The organism is Cupriavidus sp. FW305-26, assembly GCF_058787975.1.
This window is the reverse complement of record NZ_JBYTAH010000031.1, coordinates 1-17,761: the sequence shown is the minus strand read 5'-3', so window position 1 is coordinate 17,761 and position 17,761 is coordinate 1. Positions and strand designations below refer to the sequence as shown.

Here is a 17,761-nt window from a genome sequence, read left to right as displayed (position 1 = left end):
ACCCGCCATGGGCCGCGCAATCAGGCAGGGAGAAGCCAATGAGCAACGACGACAAGCCTGGCGGCACATTGACGCGGCGCGATTTCCTCCTGACTACCGGGATTGGGGCCATGGCCCTGGGTCTTGGCGCAGGCGCGGATGCCAAGGATGCGCCAGCCGGGGCAAGCGACGCGGCCCAGGCCGCTGGGAGCCTGCCTTCGGGACCGTACAACATCCTGTTCATCCTTGTTGACCAGGAGCGCTACTTCCGACCTGGCGAGTTGCCCAGGGGCTATGGCCTGCCTGCACATGAACGCTTGATGAAGCGCGGTACGACCTTTGTCAATCACCGCATAAATTCATGTGTTTGCACCCCGTCCCGCTCAGTTCTGTACACGGGCCAGCACATCCAGCACACCCGGATGTTCGACAACACGAACTTCCCGTGGATTAGCAGCATGTCAACAGAAATACGGACGCTCGGTGACATGCTGCGTGACGCCGGCTATTACACCGCCTACAAGGGCAAGTGGCACCTCACCAAGGAATTCGAAACCGTCAACAAGCTTGGCACGCCAACCAAGATCTTCACTCAGGAAATGGAAGCCTATGGCTTTTCCGACTACATCGGAATCGGCGACATTATTGCCCACACCAGCGGTGGGTACCTGCACGACGGGGTGATTGCAGCAATGGGTGTGAGCTGGCTGCGCGGGAAAGGGAGCGAGCTCGCGGCACAGGGAAAGCCATGGTTCCTGGCCGTCAACCTCGTCAACCCGCACGACGTGATGTTCTACGACACCGACGCGCCCGGCACCGAGGTTCAGGCAATGCGCGGCCTCGCACATGTCGCGCGCGACCCGGCCGACCCGCTATACGGCAAGCAGTGGCAATTCATGCTGCCGGCAAGCCGGAAACAGGCGCTTGACGCGCCGGGGCGCCCTGCGGCACACCGCGATTTCCTGCGCTCGCACGACGCCCTGGTCGGAGCCATTCCAAATGAAGACGCGCGCTGGCACCGGCGGCACAACTATTACCTGAACTGCATGCGCGATGTCGACCGGAATATCGCTGCCGTATTGGCCGCGCTCGATGCTGCAGGACTTTCCGACAAGACCATCGTAGTCCTGACATCGGATCACGGTGACATGGACGGTGCCCACCAGCTCCATGCAAAAGGCGCTGTCTCCTATCGGGAGCAGAACAACGTGCCGTTGGTCATTGCCCATCCCGCCTATCACGGTGGCAAGCAGTGTCGCGCCGTCACCTCGCATCTGGACATCGCGCCCACCCTGGTTGCATTGACTGGCGTCGCGACTGACAAGCGCGCAGCCATCGTCAAGGGATTACCGGGAAAGGATTTTTCCCGCTTGCTCGCAAAGCCTGGGGCAGCCGAAGCAAACGCCATTCGCGATGGCGCGCTGTTTTGCTACAACATGCTGGCCTACCTGGATGGCGATTTTCTTTTCAAGGCTGTTGCCCATCTGCAGGGCGGTGGCAAGCCCGACCAGCTCAAGCAGGCCGGTATCCGCCCGGACCTGATGAAGCGCGGCGCAGTGCGTTCGATCTACGATGGACGCTACAGCTTTGCACGGTATTTTTCCCCCAGGCAGCATAACAAGCCGACGACCCTGGAGGAGCTCTACCGGTTCAACGACGTTGAGTTGTACGATCTGCAGACCGATCCATTCGAGATGAACAACCTGGCGGCAGGCGAAAAGCAACGGGAACTACTAGTCGCCATGAACGAAAAGCTGAATCAGCTGATTGATGCCGAGGTTGGCGAGGACCGTGGCCAGATGCTGCCCGGTGGCATTGACGCAGGATGGGAAGTCAGTGCGGAAACGATGGCGGGAGCCTGACCGCACCGGCCCAGACAGCTTAGGCTGCCCGATGGGGCGGCATTGGCTGGCCGCTAGCGCTGTTCGGCCAGGTAGATCCTGGTGAGGCCTTTCGCAATGGCCTCGACGATCTGCTCGCGCCGCAAGGCAATATGCGAAGTCAGGCATTTTTCCCCCTTCTCCCAGTCGTGGGCCTGCAAGGCGTGAACGATTTCAGCGTGTTCGCTCTGGGTGGAATCGCGCCCGATATTCTCCATGTCGATCCAGCGGATAAACCGGATGCGTTCGTTCAGGCTGACCAGCATCCGCTTGAGTTCGGCGTTGCCCGCCATGGCGGCGATGCGCAGGTGAAAACCTTCGTCCAGTTCCACCAGTTGCGGGATCGGGGTATTTGCGGGCACCGACTTGCTGTGCTCGAGGTATCGCGCAAGCTCCTCGATGCTCTCGGCCGAGGCCCGCTCGAACGCCAGGCGCAGGCAATCGCGCTCGATCGTTACGCGTGCTTCGTATAGGTCCAGCATTTCCTGGATATCGAGCGGCCGGCGCACATAGCCGCGGCTGGACTCCACCAGGAAGCCCTCGGTGGCAAGGCGGGTCAGCGCTTCGCGCACTGGCGTCCTGCTCACGCCGAGGCGTTCCGCCAGTTCGATCTCATTGAGTCGTTCGCCCGGCTTGAGCTCGTAGGAAATCGCCATCTCGCGCAATCGACTGATGACATCGGATCCCCGTTTGCGCCTGACAGCGGAGATCAGCGGCTTCATGCCGTTGGTTGCTTGCATAGATATTCCTCGTTGGCCGCGATCATACCCGACGCTGCCGAGCCTTCAGGTGACGCATCCATCCCTTCAGGTTTAAGTATACTTAATTGTATCCTGCAGTGTATTCTTATCTCGCCTGCTCGACACTGACTTGGAGACTCCTGGAATGACGAAGATGAACGGCGCTGAAGCCATGGTCCGAATGCTTCAACTGAATGGTGTAAAGCACGTCTTCGGGCTGTGCGGCGATACCAGCCTGCCCTTCTATGACGCCATGGCCCGCCTCGACCATGGGATTGACCACATCCTGACGCGCGATGAGCGCAGCGCCGGCTACATGGCTGACGCCTATGCCCGCGTAACCGGCAAGGTTGGCGTATGCGAGGGGCCCAGTGGGGGCGGAGCCACCTACTTGCTGCCGGGTCTGGTCGAGGCCAATGAGTCTTCAGTGGCTGTGCTTGGGATTACCTCGGACGTATCGGTCGGCTCGCGCGGCAAGTACCCCCTGACCGAACTCGACCAGGAAGCGCTGTACCGCCCCCTCACCAAGTGGAATACCACGATCGACCGCGCCGACCAGATCCCGGGCGCGGTGCGCGGCGCCTTCCGCGCCATGACCACCGGCAAGCCCGGATCCGCGCACCTGTGTTTGCCATACGACGTGCAGAAGCATGAGGTGGATGCTGCCGAGGTATGGGCGCAGCCTGGCCACGACCGCTTCCCTGCCATGCGCTATGCGCCGGACCCGGCCGAGATCGAACGGGCAGCGCAGCGGCTGGTCGCAGCGCGCCTGCCGGTCATCATCTGCGGCGGTGGCGTGGTCATCTCTGGCGCCTGCGCAGAACTGGAAGCGCTGGCCGGCATGCTGAATGCCCCGGTCTGCACCACCGTCAGCGGGCAAGGCAGCCTGGCCGACACCCATCCGCTGAATACCGGCGTGGTCGGTGCCAATGGCGGCATCATGGCCACGCGCGAGATCGTCGCCAAGGCCGATGCCGTGCTGTTCATCGGTTGCCGCGCCGGCTCGACCACCACCGAGCATTGGCGCTTCCCGTCGCGGGACATCGCAATCCTGCATCTCGATGCGGATCCGATGGTGATTGCCGCGAACTACCGCACTGACGTCGCCATGGTTGGCGATGCCCTGCTCGCCCTGAAGGCGCTCAACGCCGCCGTGAGCGACCGCCTGCCCCACCGCCCGCCCGACGCCGCCGACGGCGCCGCGCTGGCCGGTGCCGCGCGTGCCGCCAAGCTTGCCGCCTTCGCACCGCTGGCAGCCTCGCTCGATGTGCCGATCAAGCCGGAACGCGTGGTGGATGCGCTCAACCGGCTGCTGCCGGATGACGCCATCGTGGTGGCCGACCCCGGCACGCCCTGCCCGTATTTCTCCGCGTATTACAACGCCAGCAAGCCTGGGCGCCATTTCATCACCAACCGGGCCCACGGCGCCCTTGGCTTCTCGATGTCGGCCGGGATCGGCGCGGCCGTTGGGCGCCCGCGTGCGACCGTGGTATCGGTCATGGGCGACGGCAGCTTCGGCTTTACCTGCGGCGAGATGGAAACGCTGACGCGACGCAAGACTCCGCTGAAGATGATCGTGTTCTCGAATGCCGTCTACGGCTGGATCAAGGCAAGCCAGAAGGCCGGCTACGAACAACGCTACTTCTCGGTCGATTTCAGCCGCACGGACCACGCGCGCGTTGCCGAGGCGTTCGGCATCAAGGCCTGGCGCGTGGAAGACCCGGGACAGCTCGATGCCGCGATTCGCGCGGCGCTGGAGCATGATGGTCCGGCGCTGGTCGACGTGATTTCACAAGAACTGCAGGACACCGCCGCACCCGTGAGCCAGTGGATGGGCTGACATCCAGGCCATGTCCAGAACGCTTATCTGATCCGAACCAAAGCTCAACGATGGGAGAGGTATCTATGTCTAGCCGACTTGCGGCACCAGGCCGCCAGAAAGCGCTTGGTGCCGGCATGGTGGCCCTTGCCTGCCTGCTGCTGCCGCTGACAACGGCAGCAGCAGGGCCTGACAATGCCACGCCACTGAAGCTGGTGGTCACCTTCCCGCCCGGCGGCAGCACCGACATTGCCGCACGCATCATCCAGCCGAAACTGGCGGAGGCGGCCGGGCGGCCCGTGGTCATCGAAAACCGGCCCGGCGCAGCCAGCCAGGTCGCTACCCAGTACGTGGCTCGATCCGCGCCGGACGGCAATACCCTGCTGGTCGCCTTCGATACGCATGCGATCAACCCCGTGGCGAAGTCCAGGCTCCCCTATGACACGTTCAAGGACTTCACTGGCGTCACGTTTGCCGTGCGCTTCCCGCTCGTGATCGGCGCATCGCCCACCGTTCCTGGCAAGGACCTGCGCAGCTTCCTCGACGCTGCGCGGCGTGAGCCGTCCAAATACAGCTACGCCTCCACCGGGCTTGGCTCGATGAACCATCTTGTGGCCGAGGACCTGAAGCGGCAGGCTCGGGTCGAGTTGATGCACGTGCCGTACGCCGGCGGGGGTCCCGCGGTCCAGGCAGTGCTGGGCAATGTGTCCAGCATCACGCTGCTGAGCTATGCGGCCCTGAAGGGCCAGATCTCTGCCAACAAGATCAAGCCGCTGGCCGTGACGGGCGCGCGCCGCCTGCCCGACCTGCCCGATGTTCCAACCGTCATCGAGTCCGGGTTCCCGGACTTCGAGGCCTACTCGTGGATCGGCATCTTCGCACCGGCAGCCACCCCACCTGCGGTCGTCAGGAAACTGACGGAAGATTTCCAGACCGCATTGTCGGACCCGGAAACCAAACGAAAGCTGACCGCGGCCGGCTTCGAGGTCATGGCCACCGATGGTCCCACCGTAGACCGCTATGCGCGCGAGCAATACGAGCGCTGGCACAGCTTCGTCAAGAAGACCGGGCTGAAGCTGGAAGACTGAGGCGGGGCCGAACGCATCGTATTCGGAGGTGTCGCGGACCGGGCCTCGGGGAATCACCTCGAAACTTTGGCCCGGCCTGCGGTTCTAATTTTGTATGGTGAGCAAATTGTCTGCCAATCGGCGCCCCGTCTGGTTCTGGCTTGCAGTCGGCGCCGCGACGGTGCTGATTGGCCTGGTCGTCCTGTCGCCTCCGTTCAAGGCCTTCGTCGACCAGGCCATCGATTGGGCGCGGGCGACGATGGAACAGCACCCCGCGGCAGGCGCGCTGGTCTTCTTCCTGTTCTCGGCCGTGTCTGCCATGCTCGCCTTCGCCTCGAGCGTGGTCCTGGTGCCGCCGGCCACCGAGGTGTGGGGCAAGCCGCTCACCATTGTTCTGCTCTGGGGCGGCTGGCTGCTGGGCGCTGTGGCCGCCTTCGGCATCGGCCGCCTGGCTTATCCATTGCTCGCCCGTAGCGGTTACGAGGACAAGCTCGCGAAGTACCAGGACTACGTGTCGCAGCGCATGAAATTCTGGGCGGTGCTGCTGTTCTGTATCGCGGTTCCGTCGGAAATTCCCGGTTATCTGTTCGGCTCCATGCATTACCCCTTCCGGAAATTCCTGGCCGCGATGGCCATCGCCGAAGCGGGCTATGCGTTGGGTATCGTCGTCGCCGGGGAAAGCCTGGCAATCGACCGGCCCTTACCTTTCTTTGTCGCCATCGGCATCCTGGCGGTTGTCGCGGTGCTGGCGGGCCTGGTGCTGCGTGCGGTCAGGAAGCACAGGTCTGGCGGCCTGCAACGGCGCTGAACGGGGCCGCCAGGGATCTGCGGGAGACGAATTTCGCCCCCACGGCTCAACCGACGTTTGTGCCGAATCGGTCATTCCAGGCCGTTTCCGACGCTACTTGGAACCGCTGACAACTAGCCTAAGATAAATTCTCAAGAGTGCATTTCCGGGGCTTGCTCAGTTGCTTCAGGGGGAGACATGCGACTAGCTGACTTCATCTTGCGGAATACAGGGCGCATTGTGGCGGTATGGGAGGAGTTTGCGACCACCCTGCTGCCTGCCGCAAGAAGCATGGACTCCCTCGCGCTGCGTGACCACGCACCGCAGATCCTGCAAGCCGTGGCGAAGGATTTGTTGACCCCGCAAACGAGGGAAGCTCAACGCAAAAAATCAATGGGGCAGGCCCCCAGGCTACTCGGTGCGCCGGAGACCGCCGCACAATCACACGCCCTCATGCGCGCGCGCGGTGGCTTCAACATCAATCAACTGGTCGCTGAATACCGGGCGCTGCGCGCCAGCGTGCTGCGTTTGTGGATTGACGAATGTCAGCCGGCCGCCCCGGATCTGGACGAAGTAATGCGGTTCAACGAGGCTATCGATCAGGCAGTCGCGGAATCCGTGGATTTTTTCCATTCGGAGGTAGAGCAGGCTCGCGACCTGTTGCTCGGCATGGTTGGGCACGATATGCGCAGCCCACTGCAGACCATCCAGACGACCGCCACATATCTGGCGGCGCTGAACGCTGGGGAGAAGGTATCGGAAGCTGCAGCCCGGCTGATTCGAAGTGGTTCCCGCATGAATTCTCTTCTGAATGATCTGTGCGATTTCAACCGAACGAAACTCGGCTTGGGTATCAACATCACGCCTGAAGACGTCGATCTGGCTGACTTGGTTGCCGATACCGTGGACCAGTTGCGTGCGGCGTATCCGGCCCGCCGCATCGATCTTGAGGTGAAGGGCAACGTGCAGGGTATTTGGGACGGTCCGCGCCTGCAGCAACTGCTTTCTAATCTGGTGCTCAATGCGATAAGGTACGGCGCGCCGGACGAGCCGGTCCGCGTTGTAGTCACCGGCCATGACGCGGAAGTCCGTCTCGAGGTCAGGAACAGTGGTCCCGCCATTGACCCGCTGTCGCTGCAGCGCCTTTTTGACCCGCTAAGGAGAGGCCCGGATCAGGAGCACAAAAACGCGGACGGCCTCGGACTCGGGCTGTATATAGTGAGCGAGATTACCAAGGCCCATCAGGGATCGATCGAGGCGCGCTCCGACCAGACAGGGACCGCGTTTGACGTGCGTCTGCCGCGTCGCAGGTAACGGGCGCGCGCAGCCTGTTCTCTGTCGCCGACAGCTGGAATTACCGCTTCACGAACTCCCGTTCACCACCTCACCCCTGCTTTCCCGCCTGAAGCGCGTCGGCGCATGCCCGGTCCAGCGCTGGAACGCCCGGCGAAACGCTTCCTCGCTGGCAAAGCCAAGCTGCTCCGCGATTCTTCCTACCGGCCAGTTGGTCGTGCACAGGCATTGTTCCGCGTATTCCTGCAGGCTGTGTTCGCGCAGTACCCGGTAGCTGCTGCCGTCGGCAGCGAGACGGCGGCGCAGGGTCGGCTCGCTCACGTCAAAGCGCATGGCCAGTTCAGCCAGCGTCGGCAGCCGCGCGCCATGCACCAGCGCTGCATGCAGGATGCCATGCACCTGCTGGCTCAGTGATACGACCTCGACCGGCGCACCGATCAGCCGGTAAGGAAAGTCTTCCAGGAACGCATCGAGCTCCGCGGCCTGGCGCACGACCGGCCGGTCGAGCAGGGCCTCATCGAATTCGAATCCGTAGGTCTGGGCCCCGGACGTGACCGCGGCATGGAACAAGCCCAGGAAAGGCATGGCGTCCTCGCGCCGGGGATGCGCCAGGTAGACGTGGGTCGGGCGCAGCGGCTGGCCGACCAGCCAGCCGAACAGCAGCATATAGAAGAAGAGCCCGGTCAGGTCCACCAGGCAAGCCGCGGAGGAGTTCGCACGCCGCAGCGAATCCATGCGGAACACCGCCTGCCCTGCGCTTTGCCCGAGGCTGAGCGCACCGGCTCGCGGATACAGCATCGCGCAGAAGTCGGCAGCGCAGCGGATCGCCTCCCTCAGCGTCTGGCTGCTCAAGACGCAACGGCACAGCAAGTCCACTTCCTGCTTGCGCATGGGGGGATGGCCGTTGCCTTTGGCGACCAGGGCTTCCAGCCGCTCGATCGCGGCGCGATAGAGCGCGGTGAACCTGGCGGGCGGCGCATGCCCGGATGCGCCGGCGGCAGGTGGAACCTCGACGCCCTGCCGCTTCAGTTCGTCCAGCAGGCGCTGCACCATGCCGTGCGGAACAGGTACGGGATTCCCCGGTATGTGGGCATTCATGGTCGCTGGTCGTGATTGCTTCGGTAGCGATGGTTGATCGTTCGGGTGGGGATCCGGTGCGACCTGGCCTCCCATAATCATCCCGGCACTTCCACCCGCGCGACAGCTTGCGCACGGCCTGGGCGATGGAGGTTGCCATGCGATGAACACCATGCCTATACGGGACAACCCAATGACCGCGCTTCCCTCCCGCAAACCCGCGGCTCCGGCATCGCAGCCCTGCTGCCCTGCCTGCGCCGCGTGAGACACACAATGATCCACATCCTCGATGAAATCGTGCTCGCGCCCGGGCACCTGCCCACTGTGCTGAGCCTGCTGGAAAGTCAGTACTTGCCTGGCAGCGCCGCCAGGGGCCTGGCACTGCTGCAGCGCTGGGTGTCGCCGCCCGTGGCGCTGGAAGATGCACCCAATACGCTGTGGCTGCTGTGGCAAGTGGCGGATGCGCCGGCTTACTACGCCATGCGCGCAAGCATCGATGCTCCGGCCCTAGCCTTCTGGTCGACAGTCGGCACGCTGTGTGAAGCCCGCCGCCGCCATGTGATGGCCGAGGCGACAGCTGCGCTGCCCCGGCGCAAGGAGCATGGCGATGCGGCTTGAGACAGCACAGGTGCGATTGCACGCCGGCTTCAGCGCCGGGACGTGCACACAGGAGCAAGCCTTGCTTGCCCGCGTTAAAACACTGCCGGGCCTGCGCCATGTGGCGATTGGCCGGAACCTGGCGGGAAGCTGGGGCGCTGGCGACTACACGCTCGATCTGCGATTCGGCGCGACTGCATCCGGCTCGCCCGGTCACGGCACCGGCCTGGCTGCCGCGCTGGACGGCATGGCAGAGGTGGATAGCGTCGCCTATCACCCGATCTCGGGCGGTCTGCGCGCCCCTCAGCTGCGCCACGGGATCTGGCGCACGCTGATGTTCCGGGTCCGGCCTGAAGCGCCGGACCGGCAGGTCCGCGCACTTGAGCAGGACCTGCTGCGGATGCCCGATTACATGCCCGGCATCCGCAACTGGCGCCTTGCCCGCGTCTTGTCGCCCGGCACCTGGACCCATGTCTGGCAGCAGGAGTTCGCCAGCGCGGACGACCTGCTGGGCGAATACCTGATGCACCCCTTTCATTGGGGCCGCGTCGACCGATGGTTCGACCCCGAGTTTCCCGAATGGACAGTCCAGGCGATCTCCCACGCCTTCTGCCCGCTCGCGACAAGCCTGATTGCCAACCACAACCGCACAGAGGAATACGCGCCATGACCGCACACGGAAAACTGACAGGAAAGATTGCGCTGGTGACCGGCGCCAGCCGCGGCATCGGCCGTGCCATCGCGCAGCGCTTCGCGGTGGAGGGCGCGCTGGTGGTTGCCACGGCACGGCGCGCAGGCGAGTCCGAGGACGAACCTGGCACGCTGGCCGAGACGGTTGGCCAGATCAGGCGGCAAGGGGGCAGTGCCATCGCGCTGGCGGCGGACCTCGAAGACCCGGCGCAGCGCGACAACCTGGTGGCGCGGGCGGCAAGCGCCGCGGGCGGTCTCGACATCCTGGTCAACAATGCCGGCATGGCGGAATACAGCGGCATCGAATCGATGCCGCTGGAAATCTTCGACAGGACGGTCGAGCACTACCTGCGCATCCCCTTCGTGCTCAGCCGCGCAGCGATCCCGCTGCTGCGCACGCGCGGCGCGGGATGGATCCTGAACCTGGGCTCCGTCACCGCCCTGTCGCCTGCTCGCCCGTATCAAGACTTTGACCGGGCTAGCGGGGTCACGGCCTACGCCGCGGTCAAGGCTGCCATCAACCGGTTCACAGAGGGCCTGGCGGCAGAACTGGAGGCCGACAATATCGCGGTCAATTCGGTAGCGCCAAGCACGGCGATCCTCACGCCAGGCAGCGAGCGCTATATCCCGGACGGCTATCCGACCGAGCCGGTGGAGTACCTGGTGGAAACGGCGCTTGCACTCTGCAGCGTGCCGGCCCGGCTGCGCACCGGCCACATCGCCCATAGCCTGCACTTCCCCCTGGCGCACGGGCTGGACGTCCATACGCTGGATGGCAAGGGCATGCTGCCGCCGCCCGTGATCCCGTCCTGGGCACATCCCGGCCTGAGCCACGACCTGTCCGCAAGCTAAGCCCATGGAGAAGAGCATGCGCGCTGTCGTCATTGATCGTACCGGCGGACCCGACGTACTCAGGCTTGGAAACCTCCCGACGCCGGAACCCGCTGCCGGCGAAGTCCTGCTCCGCGTGGCCTGTGCCGGCGTGAATCCCGCTGACTGGAAATGCCGTGAAGGCTATCTGAGCCACTTCATGCAGTACAGCTTCCCGTTCGTGATCGGCTTCGATGCCAGCGGCGTCGTGGCAGCGGTGGGAAGCGGCGTCAAGGATTTCGTCCCGGGACAGCGCGTGTTCGCGCAAACCGCGGTCGGCGCAGGCAAGTGGGGTTCCTATGCCGAATACGTCGCGGTCAGCCAGGATTGCGTGGTGCCGATTCCCGACAATCTGGGATTTGCCGAGGCCGCGGCCGTCCCGACCCCGGCGCTGGCCGCCTGGACGGGACTCTTCGACGAAGGCGGACTCAAGCCAGTGCAGACGGTGCTGGTTCATGGCGGTGCCGGCGCGGTCGGCACGTTTGCCGTGCAACTGGCAAAAGCAGCCGGGGCAACCGTCGCAGCCACCTGCAGCGCGGCACGCCGCGACGAACTGATGGCGCTCGGCTGCGACCTGGCAATCGACTACCGTGGCGGCGACATCGCTGCCGCGATGCAGGCATGGGCGCCGGCTGGCGTCGACCTGGTACTGGACGCCGTTGGCTGCGGCACCCTGCCGAACGGCATGGACCTGCTCAGGCCCGGCGGCATCCTTGTCGCCATCCTGACGCTGGTCAGCGGCGACAACGGCCCGGATCCTGCCGCAGCCGCGCAGCGCGGCGTCCGCACCGCGGTGGCGTTCAGCAAGATGCCCAGCGGCGCGCGGCTGCGCGAGATCGCGGCGCTGCTCGACAGCGGGCGCCTGCGACCGCCCCGCATCGAATGCCTGCCGCTGGAACACGCGGGGCGCGCACTCGATCTGGTCCAGTCGGGCAAGGCGGCAAGCAAGCTGGTGCTGCGTATCGCCGAGCCAGCCAATGCACACGACCTGGTCGCTGGCTTCCAGTCAGGCAGGCCGACCGAAAAATAAGTTGGATACTGCTTGCTTGATCAAACAGCGCGGTCGCACGCACTCACGGTTCCTGGACACGTTCGCGCGACTGCGGTAATTCCGGCAACGGAGGTGCCTTGGAACGTTGCCCACGTGTTGCCAGCCAACAGAGGATCGACCCCGCACATACCATGGATGCGCCCTTCCAGAAGGCGATCGACAGGGGTGTACGCAAGAGCATGGCCGCCAGGGCGGCGGAAAGTACCGGAATGAAGTAGGAAGCGCCGGCAAGGACGGTGACATTGCCATGCAGGATGCCAACATTCCAGGCCGCATAGCCGAATCCCATCGCAGAGGCGGCCAACGCAAGATAAATCACTGCCTGATAGCTGAATTCCATCGACCCGCTCTCTGTGGCGAAATACTTGATCCACAACGCCAGCGCTGTCAGCATGAAGAACAGCGTGATGCCATTCCTGCCTTCGGCAATCCGGTTGGTCACAGTGCAATACGCCGCCCAGATCAGGGCACCAAGGAAGGCCAGCCCATAGCTGAGCGGATTGTCCTGGATGTTCTCCGCCATCCCGGCGAAGTCCAGGCCCTGATCCCCGCCAAGCACCCAGCAGATCCCGAGAATGGCGATCAGGAAGCCGGGAATGATCAGCAAGTTGGCCTTCTGCTTGTTGAATGCGATGGCACACAGCATGGTGAAGCTCGGCCACAAGTAGTTGACCATCCCCACCTCAATGGCTTGCCTGCTGCTGTTGGCGTAGCCAATGGACAAGGAAAGACACAGCTCGTACGAAACGAACAGAATGCTTCCCCAAACCAGATAGCGCCGGGGAAAATCCTGCATTCTGACGAAACCGACTGTCAGCAAGAGCAGGGCCGAGGCGACGGTATAGATCATTGCCGCCCCACCGGTTGCCCCAAGGTTTTCGCTGACACCGCGAATCAGGCCGACAATCGAGCTCCATAACAGAATCGCGATGAGCCCGATGAGAGTTGCTTTGCTCTTGCTTTGCATGACACCTGTTTGCGCCTACCAGTCGATCTGAACCATCGGCATTGTAAGGGCACCATGCTCAGCCGCAGCCAACGCGGGTATGGCCCGTCATTTCACCTGCTTGGCGTATTACCGGCCGGATACGTCGATCCAGATGGGAACGAAGTCGAGAAGGTGCCGGGGTTTTCACCGCTCCCAGAGCAGGCATTTTCAGCAACTGGGCCAGCCGTCATGTTGTGGCGGTCACGACGCGGGCCGATATAGACTCCCCATGTCAGGATCCAGGCGCTTGTCCAGGTCTAGTCATTCGGGTTGAATGCCAGCCTGCTTAGCCAGATTCGCCCAGCGATCCGTCTCTGCGCGCAGCCGGTCTCCGAGTTGAGCAGGCGAGGACGCCTTGAGGTCGATACCTTGGCTGTCGAGCCGTGCCTTGGTCTGCGGATTCGTCAATGCCGCGCGGACTTCGTCCGCAAGCCTGCTCACGACGGCAGACGGTGCCCGCGCGGGAGCCACCAGGGCCCACCATTGGCTGACCTGCATTCCCGGCAGCCTGGCTTCGGCTGCGGTCGGAACACCGGGAAGCGAAGTCACGCGCACCGGCCCCGTCACCATCAAGGCCGCGATCTTGCCACCGCCAAGCAGGCTGCTGCCGCTTGCCAGCGTAGCGAAATGGCCTTTGACCAGTTGGGCGGACACATCGGTCAGCGCGGGCGCCGAGCCCCGGTACGGTACGGCATCGACCGGGATGCCCACCTGCGCTTCAAGCATCTTGGCGGCCAGATGGCTGATCGTGCCGTTCCCGCTGGTGGCAAGCTGCAGCGGCGTTCCTGCCTTGCGTGAGTCCGCAAGGAAGCGCTGGACGTCGCCAGCGCGATAGTGCGTGCTGTCCGCGAACAGGATGAGCGGCGCCTCGCCGAGCAGTGAAACCGGCGTGAAGTCGCGCAACACATCATATGGCATCTGGCGGAACACTGACGGCGCCACGGTATGAGCCAGCTCGATGACGCCCAGCGTGTAGCCGTCGGGAGCCGACTTTGCCAGGATGTCGGCGCCGATGCGGCCGGAGGCGCCGGCGCGATTGTCGACGACCACGGGCTGGCCCATCGATTCGCTCATTCGCTGCGCGACCGCACGGGCCAGCGCATCGGTGCTGCCGCCGGCAGCCCAGGGCACGATCAATCGGATCGGCTTTTCAGGATAGGCGGCCAGGGCCGACGGTACCTGAGCCGCGAGGCCGAAGGTGATGGCAGTCAACAGAGAACGCAAGTTCATGGGTGGCTCCGAATATTGTCTGGAAATCAAGCTTGTCCCGGATCGCGATCGCCGCGTGCAGTCAGCATCAGCATGACTGCTTCCGTCCTGGCGATGCGCCCGTCGGCGCGCAGCGCTTGCGTGGCGGCAAACCCCGCTCCCGCGCACAGCTCGACCCAGAATCCGGCCGCAGCGAGACGGCGGGTACCGTCGCGTGCTGACGCGTCGTCGATGATCACCGCGCCGCCGCCCGATTGCCTGACGGCGTGGACCTGCTGCGCGGTCACGGTCGAGCCGGCCGTGGAGAATTGCTGGGTCGTGCCCGGGAAGTCGGACTGCTGCGACGCGCCCGCCAGCACGCGCGACAGCCGCGGGAACGGCTCGATCGCCCAGAGGCGGGGCAGCTTCGGGAGATGTCCCAGCGTGACCAGGTCACGCAGCGCGCTATAGATGCCCCACAACAGATCCCCGCGCGCCGTCGGCACCATGACATGGTCGGGGCGGCATCCTTGCGCCACCCACTCCAGTGCGACAGCACGGTAGCCTTCCACACCGAATACCGGGCTACCCACCGCGGGCACGCTGTAGTTGGTCAGTGCAAAGGCTCCCTCTTCCCTGACGCGGCGGCGGACATGCGCCCATCGCGCGTGACCGTTGTCGCAGATGACACGCCGCGCACCGTAGTAACGCAACGCCGCATCGAAAACGGACGGAAGCGCCTGGTAGGTCGCGACTTCGCAGTCCAGTCCCGCGGCGGCGCAATAGGCCGCGGCTGAGACTGCGGCGTTGCCGCTTGACGCCAGCACCACCTCGCTCGCGCCAATATCCAGCGCCCGGCTTACGGCCTGCGCCGACATGCGATCCTTGTGCGAGCCGGTCGGATTTGCGCCTTCATTCTTGATCCATACGGACGCCACGTCCGCCAGCGACGCCAGGGTTGGCACCGGTACGCATGGCGTGGCGCCCTCCCCCAAAGACACGCCTTCCAGGTACGGCTGCCAATGCCCCCATGTATAACTTCCGCTTCTTGGTGCAAAATCCAGTGCGTGGTGCTGGTAGGCAACTTCGAGACTACTGGGCCGGCCGGCGCTTGCGCAGTTCGGGCACCCTTCCGGCATGTCGCTGACTGGATATTGAGCGTGGCAGGTAATGCATTGCAGGGCATGCATCGCCGGATTGACGAGCGCTTCGGTCGGATGCGGATAGCGACTGGCGCGCATGATAAAAGCCCAAGTGGTCATGACCCGAGTCTATGTGATGTCACGCCTGGGCAGCGCAGGCATTCCGATTATCGAATTAAGCAAAACTTATAGGGTTGGGTATGGGGACAGCCACCGACATCGTGATCAGCGCCCGGCAAATCGAGGTGTTTCGCATGGTCATGCGCCTGGGATCGGCGCGCCGGGCCGCCGAAGCCCTGCACATCAGCCAGCCCGCCGTGACACAGATCGTGCTGCAGCTTGAACAGGCAGCGCGGTTAAGACTGTTCGACCGAAGCAAAGGGCGTATGGCGCCCACGCCCGAGGCGGCGTCCTTGATCGACGAAGTCGAGCGCGTCTATGTCGGCCTCGACGCCGTGCAGCGCAAGATAGATCAGTTGCGTTCCTATGAAGATACGATCCTGCGCGTCGGCGCCTTGCACGCCATGGCCTCCAGCGTGATGCCGTCATCGGTGGCGGACTTCATCCACAACCACCCCCGCGTTCGTTGCCAGCTGGAGGTCGACAGCTCCAGGGGCTTGCGCGAGCGCCTGCTTCAGCGCGAACTCGATATCGCGTTCATGGGCGACGAGGCGGACACCAGCGGCCTGACCGCGTCCGAGTTCTACGCAGTGCAGGCGGTTTGCGTCGCTCCCGCGACGCATCCTTTCGCGGCGCGCGCGAAAGTCGGCATCGAGGATCTGATCGAGGTTCCGTTGATCGGCCTGGACGCTTCGGATCCTGCGCAACGCCGGCTGGAAGCGTGCTTTTCCGAGTCCGGCATCGAGCCGCGTTTCGTGGCGACAACACCGTACAGCCACACGCAGTGCTCACTGACCCTGGCCGGTGCTGGGCTTGCGATCACCAATCCATTGGTGGCCCGTGGCTACGTTGCGCTCGGGCTGCGCAGCGTACCGCTCACCGCTCCCGTTCGATTCCGGGCAATCCTGGCATTCCATCCGGCACAAGGCCAGTCGACTGCGGCACAGCAGTTCGTGAGCCTATGCCGGCAGCGGTTGGCCGATTTGCTGTGATGCACGTGCAGCAATGAGGGCGCGTGCAGGAAAGTGCCATAGCAGCACGTCCGCGGCGGTTCAACGGCCAGGAGCCCCTGCCCGAAGCGCAGTGCTCCTGCGCCCCGCCGTCAAGGCGTGCCGTCCGACACATCGATCCGATACACCCGCCCGCTCGTCGCCGACGTGCCCGGATCGGCCAGCACGTACAGCGCCTGCGCGTCATCCACGCCAAACGAGAACACACTGCCCGGGATCGTGACGTTCCAGTCGACCTGTTCTGCGACAACGCCGTCGCGATACATGAAGCTCAGCAGCTTGCCCGTGCAAAGGTCGGAATAGAAGTACCGCCCATGCAGCACCGGGTTGGCACTGCCCCGGTACGCATAGCCACCGACGATGGCACAAGCGCCCGCTTCGTGGCCGTATTCGAAGACCGGCATGGTCAGCCCGGTCTTGTCGCACGTGGCCGCACCCACGCAGGCGGTGCCTTCGGTCCGGTTCCAGCCGTAGTTCAGGCCCGCGCTGGTGGCCGGCGCCACGTCGACTTCCTCGCGCTGGTCCTCGCCGACATCGGCGATATACAGCAAGCCGGCGTCGAACGTAAACCGCCACGGGTTGCGCAGGCCGAGAGCCCAGATTTCGCCGCGGCTGCCGGACTGGCCGACGAAGGGATTGCCGGCAGGCAAGCCGTAGCCGGATGCCCCGCTGACGTCGATGCGCAGCATCTTGCCGAGCAGCGTTGCCGGGTTCTGGGCGTTGCCCGACGGATCGCCACCGCCGCCGCCGTCGCCCGTGCCGATATAGAGCATGCCGTCCGGGCCGAACGCGAGCTGGCCGCCGTTATGGTTGGAGAAGGTGCCGTGCGGAATCGACAGCAGCACGGTGCCGGATGCCGCGGCGATATCCGGATTCGCGGCCGATACGTTGTAGCGGGCGATGGTGATGGCCCCATTGGTGTCGGTGTAATAGACGTAGAAGCGGCCGTTGGTCCCATAGTTGGGATCGAACGCCATCGACAGCAGCCCGCGCTCGCCATCGGTCGTCGTCAGCGCGGCGATATTGAGGAACGGCGTAGCGACCAATGCGCCGTTGCGCACGATCCGGATGCGGCCGGCCCGCTCGACCACGAACAGGCGCGGATCGCCGGGGGGCGCGGTCAGGAAGATGGGCTCGGATAACCCGCCGGCAACCTGCGTCAGCGACAACTGCACTGTTTCCGGTGAGCCGTATTCCACGCTTGCCAAAGCACTGCCGCCCGCGGTCACCGCCACGGTCTGCGAAGGCGGCTGCGGCTTGAGGAGCGTGCTGCCAGTCAGCACGCTGGCGGCACTGACGGTATAGCTGCCAGCAGCCAGGTTGGACAGCGTGGTCGACTGGGTCACGGTCTGGCGGAACTGGCCGGGCCCCAATACCGTGATGGCCGCCGATGTCCCGGACGGCAGGCCGGAGATGGAGAGCGTCAGCGTGCCGGTGGCGCTGTCACCGCCCCCGTCTCCCCC

Annotated in this window: 16 protein-coding genes; 10 read left to right on the top strand and 6 right to left on the bottom strand. The window is 64.4% G+C overall.

The features are described 5' to 3' along the window. Positions 1 to 38 precede the first annotated feature (38 nt). Positions 39 to 1,841, top strand: coding sequence for a sulfatase family protein (locus AC3WQZ_RS17785; protein WP_439669642.1), 1,803 nt, complete (start codon positions 39 to 41; stop codon positions 1,839 to 1,841). A 53-nt stretch (positions 1,842 to 1,894) separates the two neighbouring features. On the opposite strand, the gene AC3WQZ_RS17780 is transcribed toward AC3WQZ_RS17785, so the two are convergent. After that, entirely contained in the window at positions 1,895 to 2,599 is a 705-nt protein-coding gene (locus tag AC3WQZ_RS17780; protein WP_010812617.1) for a GntR family transcriptional regulator, read from the bottom strand. Positions 2,600 to 2,744: 145 nt separating this feature from the next. On the opposite strand from AC3WQZ_RS17780, the gene AC3WQZ_RS17775 reads away from it, so the two are divergent. The 4 genes from AC3WQZ_RS17775 (at position 2,745) to AC3WQZ_RS17760 (ending at position 7,586) form a co-directional block, all read left to right on the top strand. Beyond that, positions 2,745 to 4,439 (top strand): thiamine pyrophosphate-binding protein, encoded by a 1,695-nt coding sequence (locus AC3WQZ_RS17775; RefSeq protein WP_492300974.1) that lies wholly within the window; start codon positions 2,745 to 2,747, stop codon positions 4,437 to 4,439. A 65-nt stretch (positions 4,440 to 4,504) separates the two neighbouring features. Then, complete coding sequence (locus AC3WQZ_RS17770) at positions 4,505 to 5,506, top strand: tripartite tricarboxylate transporter substrate binding protein (RefSeq protein ID WP_492300973.1); 1,002 nt, start codon at positions 4,505 to 4,507, stop codon at positions 5,504 to 5,506. A gap of 94 nt (positions 5,507 to 5,600) precedes the next feature. Continuing rightward, a complete protein-coding gene (locus AC3WQZ_RS17765) occupies positions 5,601 to 6,293 on the top strand; it encodes a TVP38/TMEM64 family protein (protein WP_011616484.1) in 693 nt (230 codons plus the stop codon). 177 nt (positions 6,294 to 6,470) lie between these two features. After that, positions 6,471 to 7,586: a sensor histidine kinase gene (locus tag AC3WQZ_RS17760; RefSeq protein WP_010812621.1), complete on the top strand. Its 1,116-nt coding sequence runs from the start codon at positions 6,471 to 6,473 to the stop codon at positions 7,584 to 7,586. A gap of 48 nt (positions 7,587 to 7,634) precedes the next feature. Here AC3WQZ_RS17760 and AC3WQZ_RS17755 read toward each other — a convergent pair whose 3' ends face one another. After that, positions 7,635 to 8,663: an AraC family transcriptional regulator gene (locus tag AC3WQZ_RS17755; protein WP_234788243.1), complete on the bottom strand. Its 1,029-nt coding sequence runs from the start codon at positions 8,661 to 8,663 to the stop codon at positions 7,635 to 7,637. 252 nt (positions 8,664 to 8,915) lie between these two features. On the opposite strand from AC3WQZ_RS17755, the gene AC3WQZ_RS17750 reads away from it, so the two are divergent. From AC3WQZ_RS17750 to AC3WQZ_RS17735, 4 genes are read left to right on the top strand one after another with little or no spacing between them, the layout of a single operon-like run. Continuing rightward, positions 8,916 to 9,260 carry a hypothetical protein gene (locus tag AC3WQZ_RS17750; RefSeq protein WP_010812623.1) on the top strand — a complete coding sequence of 115 codons (345 nt, stop codon included), beginning with the start codon at positions 8,916 to 8,918 and terminating at the stop codon, positions 9,258 to 9,260. After that, a complete protein-coding gene (locus tag AC3WQZ_RS17745; protein WP_439670003.1) occupies positions 9,250 to 9,909 on the top strand; it encodes a Dabb family protein in 660 nt (219 codons plus the stop codon). Before AC3WQZ_RS17750 ends, AC3WQZ_RS17745 begins: the two co-directional genes overlap by 11 nt. Beyond that, complete coding sequence (locus AC3WQZ_RS17740; protein WP_492300972.1) at positions 9,906 to 10,781, top strand: SDR family NAD(P)-dependent oxidoreductase; 876 nt, start codon at positions 9,906 to 9,908, stop codon at positions 10,779 to 10,781. Before AC3WQZ_RS17745 ends, AC3WQZ_RS17740 begins: the two co-directional genes overlap by 4 nt. Before the next feature lie 16 nt (positions 10,782 to 10,797). Then, on the top strand, positions 10,798 to 11,829 hold the full coding sequence (locus AC3WQZ_RS17735) for an NADP-dependent oxidoreductase (protein ID WP_010812626.1): 1,032 nt from the start codon (positions 10,798 to 10,800) through the stop codon (positions 11,827 to 11,829). Positions 11,830 to 11,872: 43 nt separating this feature from the next. Here the strand turns inward: AC3WQZ_RS17735 and yddG are convergent, their stop codons facing one another. The 3 genes from yddG to AC3WQZ_RS17720 form a co-directional block, all read right to left on the bottom strand. After that, positions 11,873 to 12,817, bottom strand: a complete 945-nt coding sequence (gene yddG / locus AC3WQZ_RS17730) for an aromatic amino acid DMT transporter YddG (protein ID WP_011616478.1) — start codon at positions 12,815 to 12,817, stop codon at positions 11,873 to 11,875. A gap of 282 nt (positions 12,818 to 13,099) precedes the next feature. Beyond that, complete coding sequence (locus AC3WQZ_RS17725) at positions 13,100 to 14,068, bottom strand: tripartite tricarboxylate transporter substrate binding protein (protein WP_492300971.1); 969 nt, start codon at positions 14,066 to 14,068, stop codon at positions 13,100 to 13,102. A 26-nt stretch (positions 14,069 to 14,094) separates the two neighbouring features. After that, entirely contained in the window at positions 14,095 to 14,982 is an 888-nt protein-coding gene (locus AC3WQZ_RS17720; protein WP_492300986.1) for a pyridoxal-phosphate dependent enzyme, read from the bottom strand. Positions 14,983 to 15,368: 386 nt separating this feature from the next. Between AC3WQZ_RS17720 and AC3WQZ_RS17715 the strand changes: the two genes are divergently transcribed. Then, positions 15,369 to 16,280 carry a LysR family transcriptional regulator gene (locus AC3WQZ_RS17715; RefSeq protein ID WP_010812630.1) on the top strand — a complete coding sequence of 304 codons (912 nt, stop codon included), beginning with the start codon at positions 15,369 to 15,371 and terminating at the stop codon, positions 16,278 to 16,280. A 110-nt stretch (positions 16,281 to 16,390) separates the two neighbouring features. Here AC3WQZ_RS17715 and AC3WQZ_RS17710 read toward each other — a convergent pair. Further along, a partial coding sequence (locus AC3WQZ_RS17710; RefSeq protein WP_492300970.1) for a PQQ-dependent sugar dehydrogenase occupies positions 16,391 to 17,761 on the bottom strand: 1,371 nt, incomplete at its 5' end.